The organism is Muribaculum intestinale (assembly GCF_002201515.1).
Classification (GTDB): domain Bacteria; phylum Bacteroidota; class Bacteroidia; order Bacteroidales; family Muribaculaceae; genus Muribaculum; species Muribaculum intestinale.
This window is the reverse complement of record NZ_CP021421.1, coordinates 1,685,033-1,708,730: the sequence shown is the minus strand read 5'-3', so window position 1 is coordinate 1,708,730 and position 23,698 is coordinate 1,685,033. Positions and strand designations below refer to the sequence as shown.

Sequence of the window (23,698 nt, the reverse complement as noted above, 5' to 3'; positions counted from 1 at the left end):
GATTACTTCATCTTTTCTACACTCTCCGACGACCCGACAATCCACAATACATCCTCGGCCTCAAACAGGGTGGTGCCATCGGGATGCATGTATGTGCCGTCAGGACGCTGTATCGCCACAAGCAACACCTTGTATTTATCGCGCAACTGTCCTGTTGCCGATGTCTTGCCTATAAGCTCGGAGGTGGCCGACAGCTGCACCTTGGTCAGCTTCACATCGGCCATCGCCGGAGTGTCGGGCTCCGAATCGTCTATACGCTCAATTACCGGGAGTATGCTCTCTATTTGGTCATCTGTACCGATGATACCGAGCGTATCGCCGGGGAAAATACGCATCGCCCCGTTAGGCACAAGCAGAGTATGGCCGCCACGCTGTATGCTCGCCACATTGACGCCATATTTCTTGCGCAGGTTGGAGTCCATCAGCCGGTCGCCCACAAAGGGACAGCCGTAGCCGACCGTTATAAACGCCAGATGCATGTCGCTGACCAGATTGTTGTTCTTGCCCGAGCGACGCAGCTCGCGCTCATTGAGATTGTCAAAAAATCGCATCTCCATATGCTGCAGGCGCTTGCGCAGACGCCCCGAGAAGGTGCAGAGCATCACCACAAAAATCAGCAGACCGACTATCCAGCCGATTCTCATCGAATGGATGGCGCTTATGGCATAGATGATAAATCCTAAGGCCAGAAGCAGGCGGAAGATAGTCATCACAATCAGCGGCACGTCAAAATGGGCATTCGCCGCCACCAGGCGCTCGCGTTCGGTCTTGCGCGAGGCGGGCATGGCCAGTGCAAGAAGGAAAGGCGCCATCAGAAGCAATGTAATCACCGAGGTAATAAAACGCCCCCAGCCGGGCGAGAACTCGAGCAGCAGTGGCTCGACATATTTCAGACACAACAGCATGATTGCTATCACCACACTGCTGTAAAGGAGTATGCGCCACACATATCGCTTCAGCACCGAGGCCCACAGCACACGTGTCTCGCTCTCCGAGTTTGCGTTCTCGCTATAACGCTCTATGAGGAAATGCATGCGCTTGGGCAGATGTCTCTCGACAAAGCCGTAGACCGGATCGGCCATACGTATAAAATACGGCGTAGTGAAAGTGGTAAGCACCGACACAGCCACCACTATCGGATAGATAGTAGGGTCAAGCACACCGAGCGACATACCCAGCGACGCGATGATAAACGCGAACTCGCCTATCTGCGTGAGGGAGAAGCCCGACTCCATCGCTATGCGAAGCGACTGTCCTGTAATAAGCATACCGAAAGTGCCAAACAGAATCATGCCGGCTATCACCACTCCCGAGAGCAGCAATATCGGCCAGAAGTACTCGACTATGACATTAAGGTCGACCATCATGCCGACCGATATGAAGAATACCGCGCCAAACAGGTCCTTGACCGGACTCACCACAGCCTCGATTGACTCGGCGTAGCTCATCCCTGCGATTATCGACCCCATAACAAACGCTCCGAGCGCAAGCGAAAATCCGCAGTACACCGAGAACACAGCCATGCCGAAACAGAGACCCAAGGCGATTATGAGCAGAGTCTCGCTGTTGAGATAGCGGCGTATGCGGTTGAGCGCCGACGGAAGCACGTATACCCCCACCAGAAACCATATTATAAGGAAAAACACCAGCTTGGCCACGCTCATCAGCAGCTCGCTCCCCTCCACACTGTTGTTTATGGCTATCGACGAGAGCACCACCATCATGAGCACCGCAAACAGGTCCTCGACTATGAGCACCGCGAATACCAGCGAGGCAAATTTCTTCTGCCGGAGTCCCAGGTCGGTGAACGCCTTTATGATGATAGTGGTCGACGACATCGACAGCATTCCGCCGAGAAACAGACTGTTCATGTGGGAGAAATTCAGCAGATGCCCTATGGCAAACCCCGTACACATCATCCCTATCACGATAATCATAGCCGTCACCACAGCCGAGCCCCCGGTGTTGAGCAATTTCTTGAAGCTGAATTCCAGCCCCAGAGAGAAGAGCAGCACCACAATGCCGAGCTGCGCCCAGAATTCTATGTTGCTCTCCGTCGTGACAGACGGAAGATAATGAAAATGAGGGCTTGCGAGAAATCCCGCAACGATATAGCCCAGCACTACCGGCTGTTTCAGCCATTTGAACAGCACCGTCACCACGGCGCCCATCAGCAATATGAAAGCAAGGTCTCTCACCAGGCTCTCCACCTGGATATCGCTCATCTCGCCGCCTCCGGATGCGACATCGCCTGTCGCGGCAGCCATTATCAGATTCAGCAACATATGTAATTTCGTAGATTCAATCCATCCTTATTGTCCGCCGCCTATTATATCGACACCTGCGTGCCGAGCGATATCGCTATGGTAGGCTTCACATCGCGCAGTTCGGCAAACAGTTTCATATAGTCGGTGCGCTCCCTCACGAGCACCACAAGATTCAGGCGTGTCACAGGCTCCATATAGTCATACTCTACATACACATTGCTAAGATGTATATGATGGCGCGCAAGCACCTCGCGGTATCCCTCGATATCCTCCGCTATCACCGACAGTTTGAGCCTTATGATGCGCGACTCGACGCCTGAATGCACATAATGCTCCCAGCGCTCCATCACCACGAGCACCACAAGTATCAGTCCGGTGGTTATCACCGACAGCCAGTAAAGCCCTACACCGACAGCCATGCCGATGGCCGCGATAATCCAGATGCCGGCGGCAGTGGTAAGCCCGCGCACCGACCCTTTCATCTGTATGATGGCCCCGGCGCCGAGAAAACCGATACCGGTCACCACCTGGGCCGCGATACGCCCCGGGTCGCCATTCTTGAGCCCCATATATTCCTGTGGAACATATATCGACAGTATCATTGCAAGAGTGGCGCCCATGGCTATGAGAGCGAATGTGCGCACTCCGGCAATCTGCCCTTTACGCTTGCGCTCATAGCCGACACAGCAGCCGAGCATCAGACTCAGGCAGAGCTTGAACACCGACGAGACCGTATTGACTTCAATCGAGGTGATATCCGTCACAAAGTCGGCCCACGCATATGCGCCGCAGAGTATCATGTCGAGAATCCTCCTGCGGTTTATTTACGCATCGTAAACTTGCGCGATGCCAGACGGTAATTGTCGGCAAACAGTTCTACAAGATAATCGCCCGGAGTAAGAGCCGTGTTAACATCCCAGTAGATTTTTACTCCGCCGATTTCCTCGCCGGCATATTCGATTGTCTTGCGTGCAGTACACTGAAGCGACGAACCCTCGAAACTGAAGCTACCTCCGGCGCCGAGCAGTGTGCCCTCTGGCGATGTGATACGCAGGTAGATGGTCTTCTCGCCTACAGGAGTCGAATTGTTCTGCGGTATGGTAAATGTCACCTCAAGCTGCTTGGCCTTGGTGATATTCTTCTCTGTCTTGCCGTTTTTCTTCAGTCCGATAAGCTGTACGCCGGTCACATTCAGTTTCTCGGCGAGCACCATACGCTCCGACAATGCCTCGACGCGCTTGGTCTGCGACTCTACGCGGCTGCTAAGTTGCTGGTTGCGCTGCTTGATTTCTGCATTCTCGTCGCGCAGGGCGGCATTCTCCTTACCCAATGAGTCAATCTGCGACACATAGTGGCGCAATATATTTTTCAGAGTGCCTATCTCATCCTGAAGCTGCTTTATGCGCTTCGAGCTCTTCTGCTTCTCGTTTTTAAGTTCCTGAAGCAGCTTCTCGACCTTGGATTTTGCAGCCGCATACTTTGTCACCAGCGAGTCATTGGCCAGCAACTGCGACTGATTCTCATACTGTGCATACTGCGTGTTGAGCACCTGATACTCGTTGGCGAGCTGCAACTGCTCATTGGTAAGCTGCAGCTGCTCGTTGGCCAGTTTCTGCTGTTCGAGTTCGCTGTGCATCTTTGTCGTTGTCATCACCACAGCGACAATTGCCCCGACAATAAGCAGAGCAAGCACAACGATTGCAATCATCGTAGTCCCGGACTTCTTTCCTGAAGTCTTGCTGAAGTCATCAAATTTCTCGGCCATGACCTATAATTAAGCTGTGAAAGAAACGTTTTGTCGAATTATGGCAAAGTTACAAACTTTATTCCATAAACCCGTACCCTATCGCCAAATTCTTCATATCACGCCACTCGGCCACATCCCGACGCATGGCTCAGAGGCCTCAGCCTCGCCACCCCATCGCACCTATGCCTCCGTCGACATCCGACAATCCACCGAAGCCCCCTTAAACAGCACATACCCCGGCCATAAAGCCCCGTAGCGGCTACCATTCGGGAATCCCGCCACGGGGCACTACCGGAAATCCGGACTAATGTAGTTCTTTCCTGGCAGAGCCATCAGAATATCTTACGACCACAACACCACGGTAGCTATCGTCGACCTTACGCCCGTTAAGGTCATATCGTCCGGTCTCGACCGGTTCGCCATTATGCCGTATATCATCAATTCCGCTCAACTCCGACAACGGATATATCCGTGTAAAATTCTTCCATCCCGGAGCAGAACGATATGCTTCGACCGCATCAGACGGAACATACAGTGGTATCCTACCGGCAAATTCCTCATGACAGAGCAACGGCTCCTCCCGCATGAGTTCGTCAGTCAACTCGCCCGTTGTTTCATCCCGTTTATATTCCTGGACAACCTTAGGAGGAGTCGGATTCATCGACACAATCTTCGACAGGCATAAGTCCGTCTGATAAGACACATCTTTAGTATACTCACGATATGTCTTTTCATCCAAATATGAGGTACATTCATTGCAATACACATACGGAAAGTCTGAACTTCCGGTATAATTCAAAACTTTCTGTGTTGACAACGCAGGGCCAAAGGCCATCTCCCCCACCTCTTCTAATGATTCCGGCAATACAATTTCCTTTGCCGACATTGAATACATGGCTTTAACACCTATATGCGTGAGACTGCTTGCCTTTGACAGGTCTATATCAAAATCTCCGCAATAAAATGCCATATCACCGATATATTCAAGTGTCGACGGCATCACCAGCGTAGAGTCAATCACCACCACATTATCACAGGCTGAGTCGCCTATATGAATCAATCCTTCAGGCAGTTCCACTGATTCAAAGCCCCAATACATTTCGTATTCAGGGTTTGTAAACACATCCAGGCTTACCTGGTAACGACCCTCCACCATAAGATCTGTACAAGGCCATAATTCGGTTGTATCATCGTTATCATAATATGCAGCATCTCCAGTTGCATCTGACTGATAAATATGCTGGCCCTGTTTATATCTCACCCGCTCATAGGGCCTGGGGTCGATTTTCGCCAGCGACAATACATCATACGTCAGTTGATGTCCATACTTCTCGTCATATACATCAGAAATAGAGGGACAGGTTTCCCAAGGTATGGCATCCTCTTTAAATGGAAGCATACGCAATTGCGCCGGCAAAGCCAGATTCATTTGATATGAAGTACAACGCCTAAACGACGTTGGAGTATTTTGCCACCGATCACTATAGATATTTCGGACTTTTACTTGCAGCCCTCCTGTTTCTCCCCACATCGCACACGTATAAGGCTTAAAATATGGGGCATCTTTTACCCTGCCATAGCCCATATTATGGTTAGGACAGTCCCAACGATATGCATATGCCATGATACACATTATCGTCATACCTAAAATTATAATCAGTCTTCTCATAACAATATATTACTTTTTAACTTTCATTGTCCAGGAATCATCCGTGCCGACATTGTACACACGGTCACCGACCCTCCACTCTCCTATAGTAAAATCAATTGATTTAGTCGAATAGACATCTACATTTTGCCCATGATAATCAATGCCGGTTACACCGTCATTAAATGGTATCTCCGCCGGCTGCGCTCCTATCTTTTTCCACGCAAAACCGCTGGCACACATTCCATTGTCATAGATAACACGACTTCCGGCAACAGGCACAATACTTTCTTCCCACTCAATCGCGCCTCCATTTTGTGACTGGTAGCCGCGGTAAAGATGAACCAGGAAGTTAAGACCGGTCATTTCATCATACCCGGAGACATTAATCAGAATGGTTCCCGTAGTATCCGTGTCCTTAAAACTTCTTCTGACTACAGTATTACCGCCGTCAAACATAAAATCCCTTAGACTCACATTACCGGTGCCACATGTGTAAATCCTTCGTTCATCGCTCCATATTATCAGATATTTATATCGGTATATCCCGCTTTTGCCTACCCAATTACCATGACTCATATTAAGCAAAAACGGATATAGGCCAATCGAATTAATATTATGAGCCGAACTATTAGGAATCAACACTTTATTGACAGGCATTACCCTGCTCTGACAGGAAGCAAGGAATGAAACTGAATTGAACTTAGTATTCTCTTCCACTTTATAATTATCACCGACAGGAGTCTCGGTCGCCGTCAATATGCCATACGGTACTCCGGTAGGAGTAACCTTTGAATTATTATAAGTACGGTAACAATTGGATATCTCCACATTGATATCTGCCGGCATAACCACATCATAGCCAAATTTATGCGACATAGCTTCCACGAAATCAGCATATTCCTGGCTTGTTCTCGCGTCTTGATACCTTGCCTGCCATTGGAATATATTGTTGGAAAGTCTGATCATCGGTACATTTGGGAAAACCCGACTGATATATATGGATGCGTTTTCACATCTTTCAAAATAGTTGGAATCAATATTAACCACAGAATTATTGATATATATTCTTGGAGAAATTCCTTCAAAATGATTTCCGGTGACACTCAATCCGTTACTGTCAAATATTTCAAGAGAACAATTGATTATATTGGCATCCACCACCCCGCCATGACATTGCCGTAAGCATACCCCTTTTGTAAACTCAGGGTCATGCAGAGCATTTCCATGAAACACCAGAGCATCTCCCAATGTTCCCATATCTATTGCATATTCGGACTCTATTTTGGGGCTGCCATCATTATTCAGCTCTACCGGAAGACAATTGGCATTAATCTCGAAATTATTGCATCCGGGTCTATGTAAAGTGCATCTTGCCAAAGTCTTACAGTCGCAATAGTTCGACTGCCATAATATCGACTGCCACAGTCCGTCAAACAATACGCTCTCAATGCGAGCACCACCGGCCACAAAAATACCACGCAAAAACGGCATACCTATACAGTATTCTTTTATAGCAGCAGGAGCTTTGGCCTCGGCAGAATAATTCCATTTGTTCAGAATCATGATATTCTCAATTGCAGTACCCGGACAAGGATAAGCCCGCTTCCAATAGTACTTGGTATTCCCAATAGCCGGCTTTTTATCCAATGAGATATCATCCGTCTGCACAAACGAATCCACCACATTTACCGCCACAACCACACCGTGTGAAAAACCGGTTGATATCGAAGGCCTCGCTACGTTCGACGGAATTGGCGGCATCAATTTCACCACAGTCGGACGAGGCTCCAGAACAGTGGAACATACCGGATTTAGCCCAGGCTTGACCTCCTGAGTGCCATTCTCTCCGATTAGTCTTATGCCCATCGTCACCAGAATCGTATGCTTTACATAATACAGTCCTGCCGGAAGAAATACATCACCCGTTGTTTTGAGAGCTATAGCCTTGTTAATTGGAACCGACCAATCATCGCAACCGGCATCAGCAAACCACTGCGGATAGGCTCTGTCCATATCCCAGCGCCCCTTGAACTCAGTACCGTCAAACGCTTTGCATATCGGAGCATCCAGATAACTTCTCATGTGCTGAAATGCATGATAGTCTTCCGAGTTAATCAAACTATCATTTTCAGCAGCCCAGCCTCCCGCAAGGATTCCACCCTTAACGGGGAAATCAGACAACAACAACGTGCCCCCTGACTTCAAATTACACCGTGCACCGGTAAGATTCAATGTACCTCCTCGGGCATCAAGACGGGAATTCTCGCCTAACGTCAACACACAGCCGGAAGCGACAATCAAACTTCCTGATTCAATACGCAACAATGAATTCCGTCCAAGTGTAAGGTTTCTACATTCTATAATGGCATTATTGCATATGATTATCTCAACGCCATCTTCAATCGTCATATTATCCTGAATACTGCCGGAGCATGACAACAATACACGATTGTCATTGCACTGTGTACCGAAGAGAGAGAGTTTTAGTGTCATATCGAAAGTTATTTAACAGCAGGAGAACATTCTCATTTCGCAAAGATATCATTCAAATATAAGCATTCAAAATATTTTACCGTTTTTAACATTATTTTATAAGCCGTCCAATAATTATAACGAATTATTTTAATACTACGAATTGAAATAATTTCCGATTATAATCCACATCACAATAATGACAGGCTACTGACTTATCCGATACATCGACGAAAAAAGTTGCCGGGCATCGGAGCTGTATGTCGCTCCGATGCCCGGCTATAAATAATTGTTATGACTATCGGTGGATTAGTCGGCGTTGAGGTTGACGCGCTTGAAAGCGACGGCAACGAGGCCCTTCTGGGTCTGTTCGAGGAACTGGCCTACAGAGAGCTTGCTGTCCTGAACATACTCCTGCTCCATGAGGCAGCTTTCCTTGAAGAACTTGTTGAGACGGCCGTTGGCGATATTCTGGATCATAGCTTCGGGGAGGTTTGCAGCCTTTGCCTCGGCGGTTTCCTTCATAATCTGGCGAGCCTTTGCAGCATCTTCTTCGGTAATCCAGCCCTTGGTGATGTTCGACTCGATGTGGTCGTCGGAGTCGAAGTGGTTGGGGTTGAGACCCGCTTTTCTGAGAGCTGCTTCAACAGCCTTCTTAATCTGCTCCTGCTTGGTCTTCTCTACAGCTACTGCGATTTCCTGGTCGATTGTGGCCTGGGGAACATCCTCGCGGCTTACGGCTACGGGATTCATCGAAGCAATCTGCATGCAGATTTCGCGGCCAATCTGAGCGTCAACATCGGGGAGGTTGAAGCCTACGATAGCGGCGAGTTTGTTGTTGAAGTGGTTGTAGGCGGCGGTGGTGGGAGCCTCTACTACCTCGTAAGCGCCGATTTCAGTCTTTTCGCCGGTCTTGCCCGACTCCTCTGTCACGAGGTCGGCAACGGTGATACCGTCAACGGTCACTGCCTTGAGCTCCTCTGCGGTCTTGCAGCGGTTGGCCACTGCGAGGTCGAGAAGTTTCTTGGCGAGGTTTACGAAGCCTTCGTTCTTGGCCACAAAGTCGGTCTCGCAGTTGAGAGCGAGAATGGCTGCGAAGTTGCCTTCGTTCTTAGAGAGCACGCAACCCTCTGCTGCCTGGCGGTCCTCACGCTTGGCGGCAACAGCCTGACCCTTCTTGCGGAGGATCTCTACGGCGGCGTCCATGTCGCCGTTAGCTTCGGCGAGAGCTTTCTTGCAGTCCATCAGGCCGGCGCTTGTAAGGTGGCGCAGCTTGGTGATTTCTGCCATTGTAACTGCCATATTCTTTAGTTTTTAGCGGTTCGTAATTAAGATGGATTATGCCTCTTCGGCGGGAGCGGCCTCTTCAGCCTTTACCTCGGCTTCGGCGGGAGCTTCCTCCTCGCTGCGACGGGCAACGCGGCGACGGCCACGGGGAGCCTGGGCGGGAGCTTCTTCGTCGGCGGGAGCGTCGGCCTTCTCTGCCTTGCGCTCTTCAAGGCCCTCGGCCATGGCGGCTACTACAGTGTCGAGGATGAGCTCGATCGACTTGGATGCGTCGTCGTTGGCAGGGATTACGAAGTCAACGTTGTTGGGGTTGGAGTTGGTATCTACCATAGCGAATACGGGGATACCAAGACGGTTGGCCTCGGCTACTGCGATGTGCTCCTTCATTACGTCTACTACGAAAAGGGCCGAAGGCAGACGGTTGAGGTCGGCGATTGAGCCGAGAGTCTTCTCGAGCTTGGCACGCTGACGGCTGATCTGCAGCTTCTCGCGCTTCGACAGATTGTCGAATGTTCCGTCTTTCGACATCTTGTCGATGTTGGCCATCTTCTTGACAGCCTTGCGGATGGTGGGGAAGTTGGTCAGCATACCGCCGGGCCAGCGCTCGATTACGTAGGGCATGTTGATCTGCGATGCCTTGTCGGCGATCACTTGTTTGGCCTGCTTTTTGGTGGCTACGAAGAGTACCTTCTTGCCAGCCTTAGCTATGCTCTTGAGAGCAGCCGATGCTTCTTCGAGCTTGGCGGCTGTCTTGTAGAGGTCGATGATGTGGATACCGTTGCGCTCCATGAAGATGTAGGGGGCCATGGCCGGATTCCATTTACGCTTGAGGTGGCCGAAGTGGCAACCTGCTTCAAGGAGCTGTTCAAATGTAGGTGTTGACATTTGTGTTGTTGGATGTTGTTTACGTTCTGTCAATTTTACAATCCCGGGGTAGGGAACGTGTCCATCGCCGGAATTTAGATGCTAAACACTATCGAGGGAGAGGTGATTATATGGTCTGTGCGGTCTCTCCCGTGACGGATGCGCCCTGACTGGAACGCCGCCACATGGAGAAAAACGACATTAACGCTTGGAGAACTGGAAGCGCTTGCGTGCCTTGGGCTGACCGGGTTTCTTACGCTCTACCGAACGCGGGTCGCGGGTCATGAAGCCTTCTGCACGGAGTGCGGGCTTGTCCTCGGGGTTAACCTTTACAAGAGCGCGGGCGATAGCCAGACGGAGTGCCTCTGCCTGTCCTTTGTAACCGCCGCCGTCGAGGTTGACCTTGATGTCATACTTGCCCTCGGCTTCGAGTGTTGCCAAAGGCTGCTTTACGATATACTGAAGTATAGACGAGGGGAAATATACTTCGAGGGGACGCTTGTTGATGGTGATGGTGCCATTGCCCTCGCCCATGATTACGCGGGCGATAGCGGCCTTGCGACGGCCTACTGCATTAACCTTTTCCATACTTCTTATTTAATGGTGTTGATGTCGATTACTTTGGGGTTCTGCGCTTCGTGGGGATGTGCGGGACCGTTGTATACGTGCATATTCTCGATGATCTGACGACCCAGACGGTTCTTGGGAAGCATACCCTTTATCACCTTGATGAAGAGGGGGTTGTAGCCGGGCTTGATGTGCTTGTTGAACGACTTCTGCTTGAGAAGCTCGGGGGTCGACACACGCTGGCCGCCGGGATAGCCGGTATAGCGGAGATATTCGCGGTCGGTCCACTTGTTGCCGGTGAGGCGCACCTTGTCGGCGTTGATGATGATTACATTGTCACCACACTCTACGAAAGGAGAGTAGGTGGGCTTGTTCTTGCCGCGAAGTATCATGGCAACAACTGAGCAAAGACGGCCGAGAACCTGGTCGGTGGCGTCGATTACCACCCATTCGCGGTTGCACTGCTGCTCGTTGGGGGTTAATGTCTTGTAGCTTAAAGTATCCACGTTAAATCTTTAATTAATAGATGATTAGTTTGACTTGTCGTTGAGTTGCATTCGGCCAAAAATGCTTCTCCGTGCAAATCAATGCATTAATTTGGACATAATCGGTGTGCAAAGGTACGACTTTTTAAGTTCCCCGCAAAATCATTTTAATTATTTTTAACTCTCCCGACTTCGCCATACCCTCTCCTGCCATGTTGATAGTGTAATGCACCTGCCATATACAGACACGTTTTTTCTTCCGCACTTGCCCGTTTCTCATTTATATTGCCTAAATTTGCATTGATTAACATAAATACACTATGACCGACGTACAGGAATCGATGCGGCACATCCTCCGATGTGAAAGCGACGCAATTCTCAACATACCCGTCTCCGACGCCTACGACCGTGCTGTAGAGCTTATTATCGAGCACGTACACCGACGCCGGGGCAAGCTCGTGACCTCTGGAATGGGTAAAGCCGGACAGATTGCGATGAACATCGCCACAACATTCTCCTCGACAGGAACTCCCGCCGTAAATCTCCACCCGAGCGAGGCACAGCACGGCGACCTCGGCGTGCTACAGCCCGACGACGTGATGCTCCTCATCAGCAACTCCGGAAAGACCTACGAAATCATCGCTCTCGTAGAACTTGCCCACAATCTCTATCCCCGGGTGCCACTTATCGTGATAACCGGAAATCCCGACAGTCCGCTCGCCGCGATTGCCGACGTGACACTCTCCACAGGAGGGGCGCCAGAGGTATGTCCGCTCGGACTCACGCCCACCACCTCAACCACAATGATGACCGTTATCGGCGACGTCCTCGTGGTAAATGTTATGCGACTTACCGGATTCTCACGCGAACAGTATGCCCTGCGCCACCACGGCGGATACCTTGGCTCCAAATCTCGCGGCGAAGAATCCTCTACCGAAAGGTAACACACCCCACCCACTCGGCAGACAACTACGGAACACACACACAACAGCATCATACTTGACAATGCGTAAAATAATCATAATCGGCGAATGCGCCCTGCAGATTACCTTCGACGGCACAGCCCCGGTCGCATCAGCACCCCATGGCGTCCTGCTCAACGCCGCGGCGGCAATAGCCGCATCCGCACAGCAGGTAAGCCTCGTAAGCGAGATTGCCTCCGACCCCGTGGGCGACATAATACTGCGCTATCTTAACGACGCCGGTGTCGACACGGAAAGCGTCGACCGATACACCGGAGGAGCGACACAGCTGCACCTGCTCTTCTCCGACGGAAAAAGCTCGCGCTACGGAGCATACCACGACTCCGGATTCACCGTAGTATGGCCGAGAATAAATCCCGGCGACATACTGCTCTTCGGCGGAAACTACGCCCTCGACCCAAGAGCACGGACACGCCTGTTCGACATAGTGCGATATGCCCGCGAACGCAATGCAAAGGTCATATATGTACCCGACTTCGAGCCGGCGCGAGTGCGCAACATCACCCACCTCATGCCGGCTATCCTCGAAAACTTTGAGGCGGCCGACATTGCCGTGACCACCTCTGCCGACCTTCGTGCGATATTCCGCGCGAAAGACCCCGACGAGGCATTCCGCGACCACATTTCATTCTACACCGACACCATGTACAACCTCTCCCACGATGGCCGGCTTACAATCCATTCCCACGCTTCGCCCGACACTCTGCCGACTCTGTTCCTCACATCCCCCACCCCGGTGGCGCTCCTTTCGGCCCTGACCACAGTACTCCTCGCCGACAACGACTCTCCCGAGAAATAATCCCATGGCCGTCTCTTCCGGCGGCTATTCTGTAAAATCAAAAAAACGATATGTCAACAGCCCTCTCTACCGGTGCCCCCTCAGGCGAACTGCCGGTTATATCAAAAAATGCAAAAATAGCCCTCGTCGCCGCCCGCTGGAACAGCCACATCACCACACCGCTTGCCCAAGGAGCCGCCAATCTCCTCGAGAGCCGCGGCATAGCATACAGCAGCTTTGAAGTGCCCGGAACTGTCGAACTCACCTACGCCGCAGCTCGCCTGCAGCCAATGTTCGACGCCGTAATAATAATCGGATGCGTAATCCGCGGCGACACCCCACACTTCGACTACGTATGCCAAAGCGTCACCGAAGGCATGACACAGCTCAACCTCAATGCCGAATGCCCGGTGATATTCGGAGTGCTCACCGTTAACGACGAGCAGCAGGCTATCGACCGAGCCGGAGGCCGGCTCGGCAACAAAGGCACCGAAGCGGCCGAAGCGGCAATCCACATGATCAGCTTCGCCGAAGCCACTGCCATCACTACCGATTCCCTTCAATAACCCGACAGTCAGCGGAGAAAACACCGCTAAGACTACATACAAAAAAATTCAAGGAGCTGCACCCTAATCTTCACGGATGCAGCTCCTTGCCATTTGTTAACCAATGTATCTACGATACAATCATCTCTTTCTAAGAGTAGGATTACGCTTGCTCGATATCTGCTTTACGGCAGGCCTATAAGCATACGGTCAAGCGACTCATAAGCCAAGTCGTTGGCCTCTCCTCCCGAAGTGTGGAGAGTCGGCTTTCCCTGACCGATGTCAATGCGCGCCACATCCCCCAAAGCAACCTCCCTGGTGGTACCATCCTTTGATATCACCACGACCGCACGCTCGCCCAGAGCATTGGCAGGCATAGCCATGCAATAGATACAAGCATCGCACCCACAAGCTGTCTGTAGCAAAATCTCATAATAATCAGTCTATTTTTAACAATCTTCTACAAAGATCAGCAAATATCACACTTATAAGCAACTCGATATTATTTTTTGACTTAGAGTTTGTTTATTATGTTGACGGCAATAGAGGCGCATCAGTACATGCACCGATGCACCTCCTCTTTGGGTTAATGACAATATGATTATATCAAAAAACTATCCGTCAGGCTCATAGCCGTTAATTTACTTTCTTGAGAGCGGGCTGTCTGACGGCGCAATACCTCAATCTGCTCCGGAGTCAGTTCCGCCGGCAGATGGGCCACAAATGCATCAAGTCGCTCGTCGAGTTCTTCATCCGTAGGGCATTGCGACATATCATATTCGTCCTCCATGCCATTGACATTCTCAGTATCCATATTGCATTATAAGTTAAATAATCGTTTGATTGAGAAAAAAGCAAAGCGGGGATGGAATTCGGTTTCCACCCCCGCTTTTTATGTATGTCAAGCGGTAGCGTGACCGCCGTATTGTCAATTGGCGAATGAAGCGAATATGTATTCGGGATTCATCACCGACGCATCGATAAGGCCGTTGTAGATGCACGACACAATACCGATAAGGATGATGCCTGCCACACATACTGTCATGGCCAGACGCTCGCTGCCGGCGCTGCGGAATGCAGGAATCACGCAGGCTTCCTGGTTGTTGATAAACATCGCCTTCACTACGAGCAGGTAGTAGTAGAGCGAGATGATAGTGTTGATCAACGCGATGAGCACCAGCACATAGAGAGCCGGAGTGCCCGGTTCGGTGGCGGCTGCGAAGATGAAGAACTTGCTGAAGAAGCCCGCAAACGGCGGGATACCGGCCAAAGAGAACATGGCGAGCATCATTGTGAACGCCAACTTGGGATTGGTCGAATACAGGTTGTTGTAGCTGTCCATATCCACCTTGCCTGTCTTGTTCTCGATAGCCTGGATTACACCGAAGGCAGCGAGGTTGCTGAAGATATACACAAGGATATAGTACATCAGCGAGCCAAGCCCCTGGGTAGTGGCGGCCATCACGCCGAGCATGATATAACCGGCCTGGGATATCGACGAGAAAGCGAGGAATCGCTTCAGATTCTTCTGGCGGAGGGCGAAGAGGTTACCTACGGTGATGGTGAGGATAATCAGAGCATAGAGCATCCACTCCCAGGCCTTGCCGTAGAACGGACCGAACACCTGCACCATTATCACGAAGAACGAGAAAGCGGCGGCTCCCTTGGAGATTACCGACAGATACGAGGTGATGGTGGTCGGAGCGCCCTGGTATACGTCGGCGGTCCACAGGTGGAACGGCACAAGCGAGAGCTTAAAGCCCATGCCGGCGATTACAAACGCGATGGCGAGAAGTAGCATCAGGCTGTTCTGCGGATTGATTGATGCGGCGATGTCGGCGAAGTAGAGGGTGCCGCTCAGAGCGTACACAAACGACAGGCCCATCATGAATATCGCCGAGGAGAACACGGCTGTGAGCAGATACTTGATGGCGGCCTCGTGGCTCTCGTAGCGCTGCTTGTCAAAGGCCACAAGGGCGGCAAGCGGCAGAGAAGCTGTCTCCAGACCGATGATGAAGAGCAGGAAGTGGCGTGCCGAAATCATCAGGTACATACCGAAGAGGGTGATGAGCAGAAGCTCGTAGAACTCTCCGCGGCGCACCTTCATAAACTCGCTGTCGGCCCACTGCATGGCCTGCACCAGCACGATGAGAGCGCCGATGTTGAGTATGTTCTTGATGGCTGTCATCACAGGCGAGGTGGCATACATGCCGCCGAAAGCCGTGGCCGAGGTCGCATCCCAGGGATATACGAATCCGCCGATAGTGACCAAAGCGAAGAGGCACACTGTGAACATCGACAGTCCGCGGGGTGCCTGCCGCGAGCTGAATGTGTCGAAAAGAAAGACCAATAAGATGAGGACCAGCAATCCTATCTCTTGGTGCATGACCAGAAACTGTGAATAATCCATATCTTATTATCTTACTTTGTGAGGACTTCGATAATGGGGAGGAACGAATTGTGGATCAAGGTGCTGATCCAGTTGGGGAAGCAACCGATACCGGCCACACACACGATAAGTGTGATAGCCGACAGACGCTCCCACCATGTGGCGTCGGTGAGCGACAGATGGTGCTCGTCCTGTACCGGGCCGAAGAGCAGCTTGCCTACAACGCGGAGGATATACACCGCGGTAATCACAATCGAGCAGCAGGCAGCCACGGTAAACGCGCGGTGGAACATGTCGGTGTGCTCCCATGAGCCTACAAAGATTGTCATTTCAGCCACGAAGCCCGACAGACCGGGCAGACCCAGCGAGGCCATACCGGCGATTACATAGCATACGGCCAGGAAAGGCATTATCTTCATAAGGCCGCCCATCAGACGGATATCGCGGGTATGTGTACGTCCGTAAATCATACCGATAAGGGCGAAGAAGAGGGCTGTCATCAGACCGTGCGAGAGCATCTGGAGCACGGCGCCTGTCATGGCGGTGGTGTTGAGCATGAGGATGGCGAAGAGCACCATGCCGCAGTGGCTTACCGAAGAGTAGGCGTTGATATACTTGAGGTCGGTCTGTACGCAGGCGCTGAATGCTCCGTACACTACCGAGATACCGGTCAGGATAAGGAATATCCATGCCAGCTCATTGGCCGCCTGGGGCATCAGATAGATGGCCACACGGAAGCAGCCGTAACCGCCGAGCTTCATGAGCACACCGGCGTGGAGCATCGACACAGCGGTCGGAGCCGAGGCGTGACCGTCGGGACTCCATGTGTGGAACGGGAACATCGCGCCGAGCACACCGAAACCTACGAATGTAATCGGGAAGAGGAATGTCTGCCAGCCGTGGGGTATGGCGCCGTTGGCCGAAATCTCAAGAAGGTTCATGGTCAGCTGTCCGCCCTCGGGAGCCGAGTGGTAGTAGATGCCGAGGATGCCGAGCAGCAGGAATGCCGAGCCGCCCATAAGCATAAGGGTCAGCTTCATGGCGCTGTACTCCTTGCGGCCTGTACCCCAGAGTCCGATGAGAAGGTACATCGGGATAAGAGCCACCTCGTAGAACATGAACATCGTAAACAGGTCGATTGAGATGAAGAACCCGAACACGCCGGTCGACAGAAGAATGAGCCAAAGGAAGAAATCTTTGGGCAGCGGATCGATTTTCCACGATGCGAAAGTGCCGGCAAATACGATAATCGCCGAAAGCAGAATCATCGCCACGGAAATTCCGTCGACACCGAGGGCAAGATGGATGTTGAGAGGCTCAAACCACATCCACGACCCGGTGTAGAGCATCGGAGCGTCGGCGCCGAGCTGGCGCAGATGCAGGAAGTCAAAGAGCAGATATACCGAAAGGGCCACAAGCGCCGTAGAGCCGATGACGGCCACTGTGCGCACCTGCTTGATGTCCCGGCAGAGGAACAGCAGCCCGAGCATCACCAGCGGGATGACTACGAAATATATCAGAATATTTGAGAATATCATAATTACTATATTTTTTCAGAGTGTTTTCGCATCAGTGATTACAGCAGGCAGATCCAGGCTATTGTACCCAGAGCAAGCGCTCCGACAAGATAAATCCATACATAGAACTGCACGTTGCCCGACTGAAGTCCGCGCACCTGCAATGAGGTCCACTGGGTGACTTTGGCAAAGCTGTCCATCGTTCCGTCGATGATATGGCGGTCAAACCATGCTATCGGACGGCATATGCACTGAAATATCACCTTGTGGGTAATCCACATATAGAGCTCGTCCCAGTAGAAGCGATGGTGGGCGGCGGTCCAAAGGCCGTGGAATGTATCGGCGAGCTTGTCGGGGAGAGGATTCTCCTTGAGATACATCTTTGTGGCCAGCAGAATGGCAAGCACTGCAACGCACACGCTGGAGATAGCCACCCAGCCTACCATGTGGATATCGTAGCTGGCGCCGTTCCATGTCACGAAGTGTCCGAAAGGTATGAAACCGGCCACACAGCTTACAGCGGCAAGGAATACCAGAGGTATGCTCATCACCACAGGAGCGTCGTGGGGGGTATGGTGAGCGCAGTCATGCTCTTTCCACCAGAAAATCATGTAGTAGAGACGGAACATGTAGAAAGCGGTCAGGCCCGCAACCATCATAAGCCATGCGCCCCAGAACCAGTGGTTCTCGAATGCGGCGGCCAAAATCTCGTCCTTGGAGAAGAAGCCGGCGAAGGGGGGTATGCCCGCGATGGCCAGACAGCCGATAAGGAACGTGATGTGGGTGACGGGCATATACTTGCGCAGACCGTGCATGGCCGTATAGTTGTTGGAGTGTACGGCATGTATCAGAGCACCGGCGCCAAGGAACAACAGAGCCTTGAACATGGCGTGGGTGAACAGATGGAACATCGAGGCCATGAAGCCGAGACCCTCGTGGATTTCGGGACGGGCGATGCCGAGCGATGTCACCATGAACGCAATCTGAGAGATGGTCGAGAACGCGAGCACGCGCTTGATGTCAATCTGTGTGCATGCCACCACAGCCGCATAGAATGCGGTGATGCAGCCCACGACAGCGATGATGTTCATCGCCGACATCTCAAGCAGATAGAGCGGGAACAGACGGGCCACCAGGTACACACCGGCCACAACCATCGTTGCGGCATGGATGAGGGCCGACACGGGAGTCGGGCCTTCCATAGCATCGGGGAGCCAGATGTGGAGCGGAAGCATAGCCGACTTACCCATACCTCCCATGAAGATAAGCACGAGAGCCCATGTGAGAGTCGAGGCACCGAGGAAGGTCATTCCGGAGAATGAAGTAAGGATGCCGGTGAACGGACCGGTGTAGGAAGCGACTCCGCCTTCATAGTTGGCCACAGCGGCCGAAGTGATGTCGAGGAAGTCGAACGTCTGTGTGCAGTAGCTGAGAATAAGGATACCCAGCAGGAAGCCGAGGTCGGCGAAACGGGTGACGATAAACGCCTTCTTAGAGGCCGACACTGCCGAAGGCAGCTTGTAGAAGAAGCCGATCAGCAGGTAGGACGATGCGCCCACAAGCTCCCAGAAGATATACATCTGGAAGATGTTGGTGGCCACTACAAGGCCGAGCATCGAGAAGCTGAAGAGCGACAGGAATGCGAAATAACGCTGGAAGCCCTTCTCTCCCTCCATGTAGCCCATCGAGTAGAGATGCACCATAAACGAGATGGTGGGTATCACGATGAGCATCATGGCCGATATCGGGTCGAGCATGAAGCCCAGACGGATTACAAGATGCTGTGTGAACTGTAGCCAGTCCACATTCCAGAGTACAAGAGCGGCACGTGTGCCCTCGGCGGTATAGAAGTCGCCGAAGAAGTAGCTCAGTGCGGTCCAGTAGCTGAGCACGAGCACGGTGCCCATACCGAGACAGCCGAGTACGCCCGCGAGCTTATGGCTCATCTTCATGCCTGTAAGGCCGAGCAGCAGGAACATGAAGAGGGGTATGCAGAGTATGAAGATTGATATAATTTCCATAACCGTGTCTTAGAATTTCATTTTGTTAAGGTCGCGTATATCAATATTGCGTGCCCAGCGGAAGAGGTTTACGATAATGGCAATCGCAAGCCCCGTCTCGGCGGCGGCGATAGCGATGGCGAAAAGTGTAAACATCATGCCCTCGAGCTGTCCGGGATACAGAAAGCGGTTGAACACCACAAAGTTGATATCGACGGCATTGAGCATAAGCTCCAGCGAGATGAGTATCGCAATCAGATTTTTACGGGTGACGAAACCGTAGACTCCGCAGCAGAACATTATGATGCTGGGGATTATATACATTGCTATAGGTAAATTGTCCATCGTCTGATCAACGTTTGCGGGCGATTACCACGCCACCGATTATACATGCGAGTAACAACACACTCACTGCCTCGAACGGCAGCAGATAACCGAACTTCTCGGTACCGAGCAGCACCTCACCAAGATGATTCATGGTGAAATCTCCGTCAAACGGACGGCTGAAGGTACTCCAGAAGTCAGGACGGGCCACCACTGCGTAGCCCAGACCCGCGAGTGCTAGCGCCGAGGCCACACCTCCGAAAAGACGGCGGCGCGAAGTAAGTTGCGAACTGGCGTCACCGGGCTTCGTCGTCAGCAGTATCGAGAATACCACAAGCACGACGATACCACCGGCGTAAACGGCAATCTGCACAGCGCCGAGAAACTCATAGTCGAGCTTGAAGTAGAGGCCGGCGGTGGCAAATAGCGTAAACAGCAGGTAGGTCGCCGCTCTAAGGATGCGACGTGTGGTGACAGTCAGTATCGAAAAGATGATAATCGAGGCTACGATTATCCAGTACATTACAATACTTCCAACTGATTCCATATATACGATTTAATTTTCTTTCTTTTCGGGTTCGGTTGCAGGAGCCGAGGTGGCCTCGGCCTTAGGTGCGGCAGGGGCTGCCTTGGGTGCTGCGGCAGGAGCCTTGGGTGCGGGATCGCCCGGCTGCTCGGGGAGATAGTTGAGCTGCTGCACAAGTTTCTCACGGGTAAACACGGCCTGCTCGAAGTCGTTGCTGAACTCGATGGCGTCGAATGGGCATGTGGTGACACACAGCTCGCAGAATGTACAGCTGCCAAGGTCGTACATATACTTGTCGAGCTTGCGTTTCTTCTTTCCGTCGGGGAGGTCGACCATCTTGGTGGTGATGGTGATGGTGCCGTTCGGACAATTGCGCTGGCATGTGCCGCACGCCGTACAACGGTTGCGTCCGTCAGGAAGATAGATAAACTGTAGCTTGGCGCGGAAGCGCGGGGCCGCATACTGCTGATAGCGGGGTTCCGAGGGGTCGGCGCCCTTGCGGGAGTCGGGATACGACTCGGTCACCTTGGGAGTGAAAAACTCCTTGCCGGTGACTCCCATACCTTTTATAAGGCTTGATATGCCTGTGCCCAGTGATGAAAAATACTCTTTTACACTGCCCATAGATATGACTGGTGTTCTTTTTTTCGCGTACCGATAGCAAAATTATATGTGGTTCGTCTTTGCGGGAAGGCATCCGGCGGTCCGGTACGGCAATATTCTCACTGCCGGATGCTCCCTCTATGCCGGAGGCGCGGCCTATCTGACCTGACCTCCGAGGATATCGAGCAGCTCCGAGGTGATAGCCTGCTGGCGCAGCTTGTTGTATTCAAGCTGCAGCTGCTCGAGGAGTTTCTTGGCGTTGTCGTTGGCGCTCTGCATGGCCATGATGCGGGCGGCCTGCTCGCTGGCGACATTCTCGGTGAATATCTCCTGCACCACTGCGAGGATGAAGAGCGGGAGCACCGAGTTGAATATCGTGTTGGCGTCGGGCTCGAAGATATAGGGGCGGCACTGCACGGTCACGGCGTTGGCGGTAAGTGTCTCGTGCACTACCGGCAGAAGCTGTTCGTTGCGCAGAGTCTGGCGGCTCATGCTCTTGAAGTTCATGTAGAGGAGATCGAGCATGTCGATGTCCCCGTCGAGAAACTTCTGCTGGAGAGCCGACGTGAAAGCCTTCACAGCCTCGCCGTCGCTCTTGGCATGGATGTCGCCTATTACCTCTACAGTGATGCCGTTGCCCGAGAGCTTGCGGGTGGCCTTGACCATCTTGTTACCTACAGGATACAGGGTTATCTCAAGCGACGCTCCGTAGCGCTCGCGCAACTGGTTGATGCGCAGCAGAAGGCCCTTGAAGATATTGATATTGTAGGCGCCACACAGACCGTCGTCACTGCCCCACACGGCGATACCCGCACGGGTCACGTCGCGCGTAAGAGTCAGAGGCGAGCTGAATTCGGCGTCGGCCGACAGGAGATTGCCCATGATGGTCTCGATCTGGCCGCGGAAGGGGAGCAGACGGCGCAGCGACTGCTCGGCCTTGTGCATCTTGGCCGATGAAATCATCTTCATGGCGCCGGTAATCTTCTCCGACGACTTGACCGATCCGATACGGCCCTTTAGTTCTCGCAGAGTTGCCATTGTGAGTTATTGATACGAAGCGGTGCGGGGCTTTGACGGGCACCCGCACTGCCTCTGTCGGTTCCTTTATTAGTTCTTGTAGCGGCTCGCTATCTCGCGGGCGGCCTTGGTGAGCTTGTCGGTGATATCGTCGGTAAGCTGGCCGGCGGCGATGGCGTCGAGCACATCTTTCTGGTACTTGGCGTGGAGGAGCTGGAGGAAGAGTTTCTGGAACTCGGCCACCTTGTCGAGAGGCACATCCTCAAGCAGGCCCTTGGTGCCGCAGAAGATTACGGCCACCTCGTCCTCGACGGCCATAGGCTCGTACTGGGGCTGGATGAGGAGTCGCTCGTTCTTGCGTCCCTTGTCGATGACACGCGCGGTAACAGGGTCGATATCGCCGCCGAATTTGGTAAACGACTCAAGCTCGCGGAACTGTGCCTGGTCGATTTTCAGCGTACCGGCAATCTTCTTCATCGGCTTGATCTGGGCGTTACCGCCTACACGCGATACGGAGATACCCACATTGATAGCCGGACGGATACCGCGGTTGAACAGTGCGGTCTCAAGGAAGATCTGGCCGTCGGTAATCGAAATTACGTTGGTAGGGATGTAAGCCGACACGTCGCCCGCCTGGGTCTCGATAATCGGGAGCGCAGTAAGCGAGCCACCACCCTTCACCTTGTCTTTGAGCACGGCGGGAAGGTCGTTCATCGAGGCGGCCACCTCCTGGTTGTCGATAATCTTGGCGGCACGTTCAAGCAGACGCGAGTGGAGATAGAAGATATCGCCGGGGTATGCCTCGCGGCCCGAGGGACGCTTAAGGATAAGCGAGATCTCGCGATAGGCCACAGCCTGCTTCGACAGGTCGTCGTATACGATAAGGGCGTCTCGGCCGGTGTCGCGGAAATACTCGCCGATGGCTACGCCGGCAAACGGGGCATAGTAGCGCATCGAGGCCGAGTCGGAGGCGTTGGCGGCCACAATCACGGTATAGGGGAGCGCACCGTTGTCGCGCAGAGTCTGCACGAGAGCGGCCACTGTCGATGCCTTCTGGCCGATAGCCACATATATGCAGTAGACGGGCTTGCCCTCCTCATAGTTCTTGCGCTGGTTGATGATGGTGTCGATGGCGATGGCGGTCTTGCCTATCTGGCGGTCGCCGATGATAAGCTCACGCTGTCCGCGGCCTATGGGCACCATCGAGTCGATGGCCTTGATACCGGTCTGGAGAGGCTGCTTCACGGGCTGACGGAAGATAACGCCCGGGGCTTTGCGCTCGAGTGGCATGCGCAGGCGCTCGCCGCTGATGGGGCCGGCGCCGTCGATAGGCTCTCCGAGCACGTTGATGACGCGACCCAAGAGGCCCTCGCCGACGAGCACTGAGGCGATTTCGCCGGTGCGGCGCACGGTCATATTCTCAGTCACCCGGTCAACGCTGTTGAGCAGAATCACACCTACGTTGCTCTCTTCGAGGTTCATGGCAACGCCTTTAACGCCATTCTCGAACTCGACGAGCTCGTTGGCGCGCACATTTTCGAGTCCGTAGACGTGGGCTACGCCGTCGCCTACCTCAAGGACTGTTCCAACTTCTTCGAACGACACCTTTGAGTTGACGTTCTCAAGCTGTTGCTTTAATACTTCCGATATTTCGCTTGGGTTGATCATTCTTGTTG

Annotated in this window: 22 protein-coding genes; 3 read left to right on the top strand and 19 right to left on the bottom strand. The window is 52.6% G+C overall.

The genetic code is table 11. The annotated features are described in order from the left end of the window. Positions 1 to 2 precede the first annotated feature (2 nt). From ADH68_RS06940 to rplM, 9 genes are all read right to left on the bottom strand, one after another. Positions 3 to 2,285 (bottom strand): cation:proton antiporter, encoded by a 2,283-nt coding sequence (locus ADH68_RS06940; RefSeq protein ID WP_232321383.1) that lies wholly within the window; start codon positions 2,283 to 2,285, stop codon positions 3 to 5. Between the two features lie 44 nt (positions 2,286 to 2,329). Next, positions 2,330 to 3,067 (bottom strand): MgtC/SapB family protein, encoded by a 738-nt coding sequence (locus tag ADH68_RS06935; RefSeq protein ID WP_068961428.1) that lies wholly within the window; start codon positions 3,065 to 3,067, stop codon positions 2,330 to 2,332. A gap of 20 nt (positions 3,068 to 3,087) precedes the next feature. Then, positions 3,088 to 4,032: a hypothetical protein gene (locus ADH68_RS06930; RefSeq protein ID WP_068961429.1), complete on the bottom strand. Its 945-nt coding sequence runs from the start codon at positions 4,030 to 4,032 to the stop codon at positions 3,088 to 3,090. Positions 4,033 to 4,318: 286 nt separating this feature from the next. Beyond that, on the bottom strand, positions 4,319 to 5,683 hold the full coding sequence (locus ADH68_RS06925) for a leucine-rich repeat domain-containing protein (RefSeq protein ID WP_084274104.1): 1,365 nt from the start codon (positions 5,681 to 5,683) through the stop codon (positions 4,319 to 4,321). A gap of 9 nt (positions 5,684 to 5,692) precedes the next feature. Continuing rightward, complete coding sequence (locus ADH68_RS06920; protein WP_133165664.1) at positions 5,693 to 8,158, bottom strand: hypothetical protein; 2,466 nt, start codon at positions 8,156 to 8,158, stop codon at positions 5,693 to 5,695. 288 nt (positions 8,159 to 8,446) lie between these two features. Further along, positions 8,447 to 9,439 carry a translation elongation factor Ts gene (tsf, locus tag ADH68_RS06915; protein WP_068961432.1) on the bottom strand — a complete coding sequence of 331 codons (993 nt, stop codon included), beginning with the start codon at positions 9,437 to 9,439 and terminating at the stop codon, positions 8,447 to 8,449. A 36-nt stretch (positions 9,440 to 9,475) separates the two neighbouring features. Beyond that, complete coding sequence (rpsB, locus tag ADH68_RS06910) at positions 9,476 to 10,309, bottom strand: 30S ribosomal protein S2 (RefSeq protein ID WP_068961433.1); 834 nt, start codon at positions 10,307 to 10,309, stop codon at positions 9,476 to 9,478. A 180-nt stretch (positions 10,310 to 10,489) separates the two neighbouring features. After that, a complete protein-coding gene (rpsI, locus tag ADH68_RS06905; protein WP_068961434.1) occupies positions 10,490 to 10,876 on the bottom strand; it encodes a 30S ribosomal protein S9 in 387 nt (128 codons plus the stop codon). 5 nt (positions 10,877 to 10,881) lie between these two features. Further along, complete coding sequence (gene rplM, locus ADH68_RS06900; protein ID WP_068961435.1) at positions 10,882 to 11,361, bottom strand: 50S ribosomal protein L13; 480 nt, start codon at positions 11,359 to 11,361, stop codon at positions 10,882 to 10,884. Positions 11,362 to 11,660: 299 nt separating this feature from the next. On the opposite strand from rplM, the gene ADH68_RS06895 reads away from it, so the two are divergent. The 3 genes from ADH68_RS06895 (at position 11,661) to ribH (ending at position 13,667) form a co-directional block, all read left to right on the top strand. Then, positions 11,661 to 12,284, top strand: coding sequence for a KpsF/GutQ family sugar-phosphate isomerase (locus ADH68_RS06895; protein WP_068961436.1), 624 nt, complete (start codon positions 11,661 to 11,663; stop codon positions 12,282 to 12,284). A gap of 61 nt (positions 12,285 to 12,345) precedes the next feature. Continuing rightward, positions 12,346 to 13,122, top strand: a complete 777-nt coding sequence (locus ADH68_RS06890; RefSeq protein WP_068961437.1) for a carbohydrate kinase family protein — start codon at positions 12,346 to 12,348, stop codon at positions 13,120 to 13,122. Positions 13,123 to 13,172: 50 nt separating this feature from the next. Continuing rightward, the gene (gene ribH, locus ADH68_RS06885) at positions 13,173 to 13,667 is read left to right on the top strand and encodes a 6,7-dimethyl-8-ribityllumazine synthase (RefSeq protein WP_068961438.1); all 495 of its coding nucleotides are present in this window, start codon (positions 13,173 to 13,175) and stop codon (positions 13,665 to 13,667) included. 164 nt (positions 13,668 to 13,831) lie between these two features. Here ribH and ADH68_RS06880 read toward each other — a convergent pair whose 3' ends face one another. The 10 genes from ADH68_RS06880 to atpA form a co-directional block, all read right to left on the bottom strand. Continuing rightward, on the bottom strand, positions 13,832 to 14,023 hold the full coding sequence (locus ADH68_RS06880; protein ID WP_068961439.1) for a hypothetical protein: 192 nt from the start codon (positions 14,021 to 14,023) through the stop codon (positions 13,832 to 13,834). Positions 14,024 to 14,247: 224 nt separating this feature from the next. Continuing rightward, positions 14,248 to 14,460, bottom strand: a complete 213-nt coding sequence (locus tag ADH68_RS06875; RefSeq protein ID WP_068961440.1) for a hypothetical protein — start codon at positions 14,458 to 14,460, stop codon at positions 14,248 to 14,250. A gap of 114 nt (positions 14,461 to 14,574) precedes the next feature. Continuing rightward, entirely contained in the window at positions 14,575 to 16,056 is a 1,482-nt protein-coding gene (locus tag ADH68_RS06870) for an NADH-quinone oxidoreductase subunit N (RefSeq protein WP_068961441.1), read from the bottom strand. 11 nt (positions 16,057 to 16,067) lie between these two features. After that, positions 16,068 to 17,573, bottom strand: coding sequence for a complex I subunit 4 family protein (locus tag ADH68_RS06865; protein WP_068961442.1), 1,506 nt, complete (start codon positions 17,571 to 17,573; stop codon positions 16,068 to 16,070). Between the two features lie 38 nt (positions 17,574 to 17,611). After that, positions 17,612 to 19,573: an NADH-quinone oxidoreductase subunit L gene (nuoL, locus tag ADH68_RS06860; RefSeq protein WP_068961443.1), complete on the bottom strand. Its 1,962-nt coding sequence runs from the start codon at positions 19,571 to 19,573 to the stop codon at positions 17,612 to 17,614. Between the two features lie 9 nt (positions 19,574 to 19,582). Then, positions 19,583 to 19,897, bottom strand: coding sequence for an NADH-quinone oxidoreductase subunit NuoK (nuoK, locus tag ADH68_RS06855; protein ID WP_068961444.1), 315 nt, complete (start codon positions 19,895 to 19,897; stop codon positions 19,583 to 19,585). A 7-nt stretch (positions 19,898 to 19,904) separates the two neighbouring features. Then, a complete protein-coding gene (locus ADH68_RS06850) occupies positions 19,905 to 20,423 on the bottom strand; it encodes an NADH-quinone oxidoreductase subunit J family protein (protein WP_068961445.1) in 519 nt (172 codons plus the stop codon). Between the two features lie 9 nt (positions 20,424 to 20,432). After that, positions 20,433 to 21,026, bottom strand: coding sequence for a 4Fe-4S binding protein (locus ADH68_RS06845; RefSeq protein WP_068961446.1), 594 nt, complete (start codon positions 21,024 to 21,026; stop codon positions 20,433 to 20,435). A gap of 135 nt (positions 21,027 to 21,161) precedes the next feature. Then, positions 21,162 to 22,043: an ATP synthase F1 subunit gamma gene (gene atpG / locus ADH68_RS06840; protein ID WP_068961447.1), complete on the bottom strand. Its 882-nt coding sequence runs from the start codon at positions 22,041 to 22,043 to the stop codon at positions 21,162 to 21,164. A 69-nt stretch (positions 22,044 to 22,112) separates the two neighbouring features. Next, positions 22,113 to 23,690: a F0F1 ATP synthase subunit alpha gene (gene atpA, locus ADH68_RS06835; RefSeq protein ID WP_068961448.1), complete on the bottom strand. Its 1,578-nt coding sequence runs from the start codon at positions 23,688 to 23,690 to the stop codon at positions 22,113 to 22,115. Between the last annotated feature and the right edge of the window lie 8 nt (positions 23,691 to 23,698).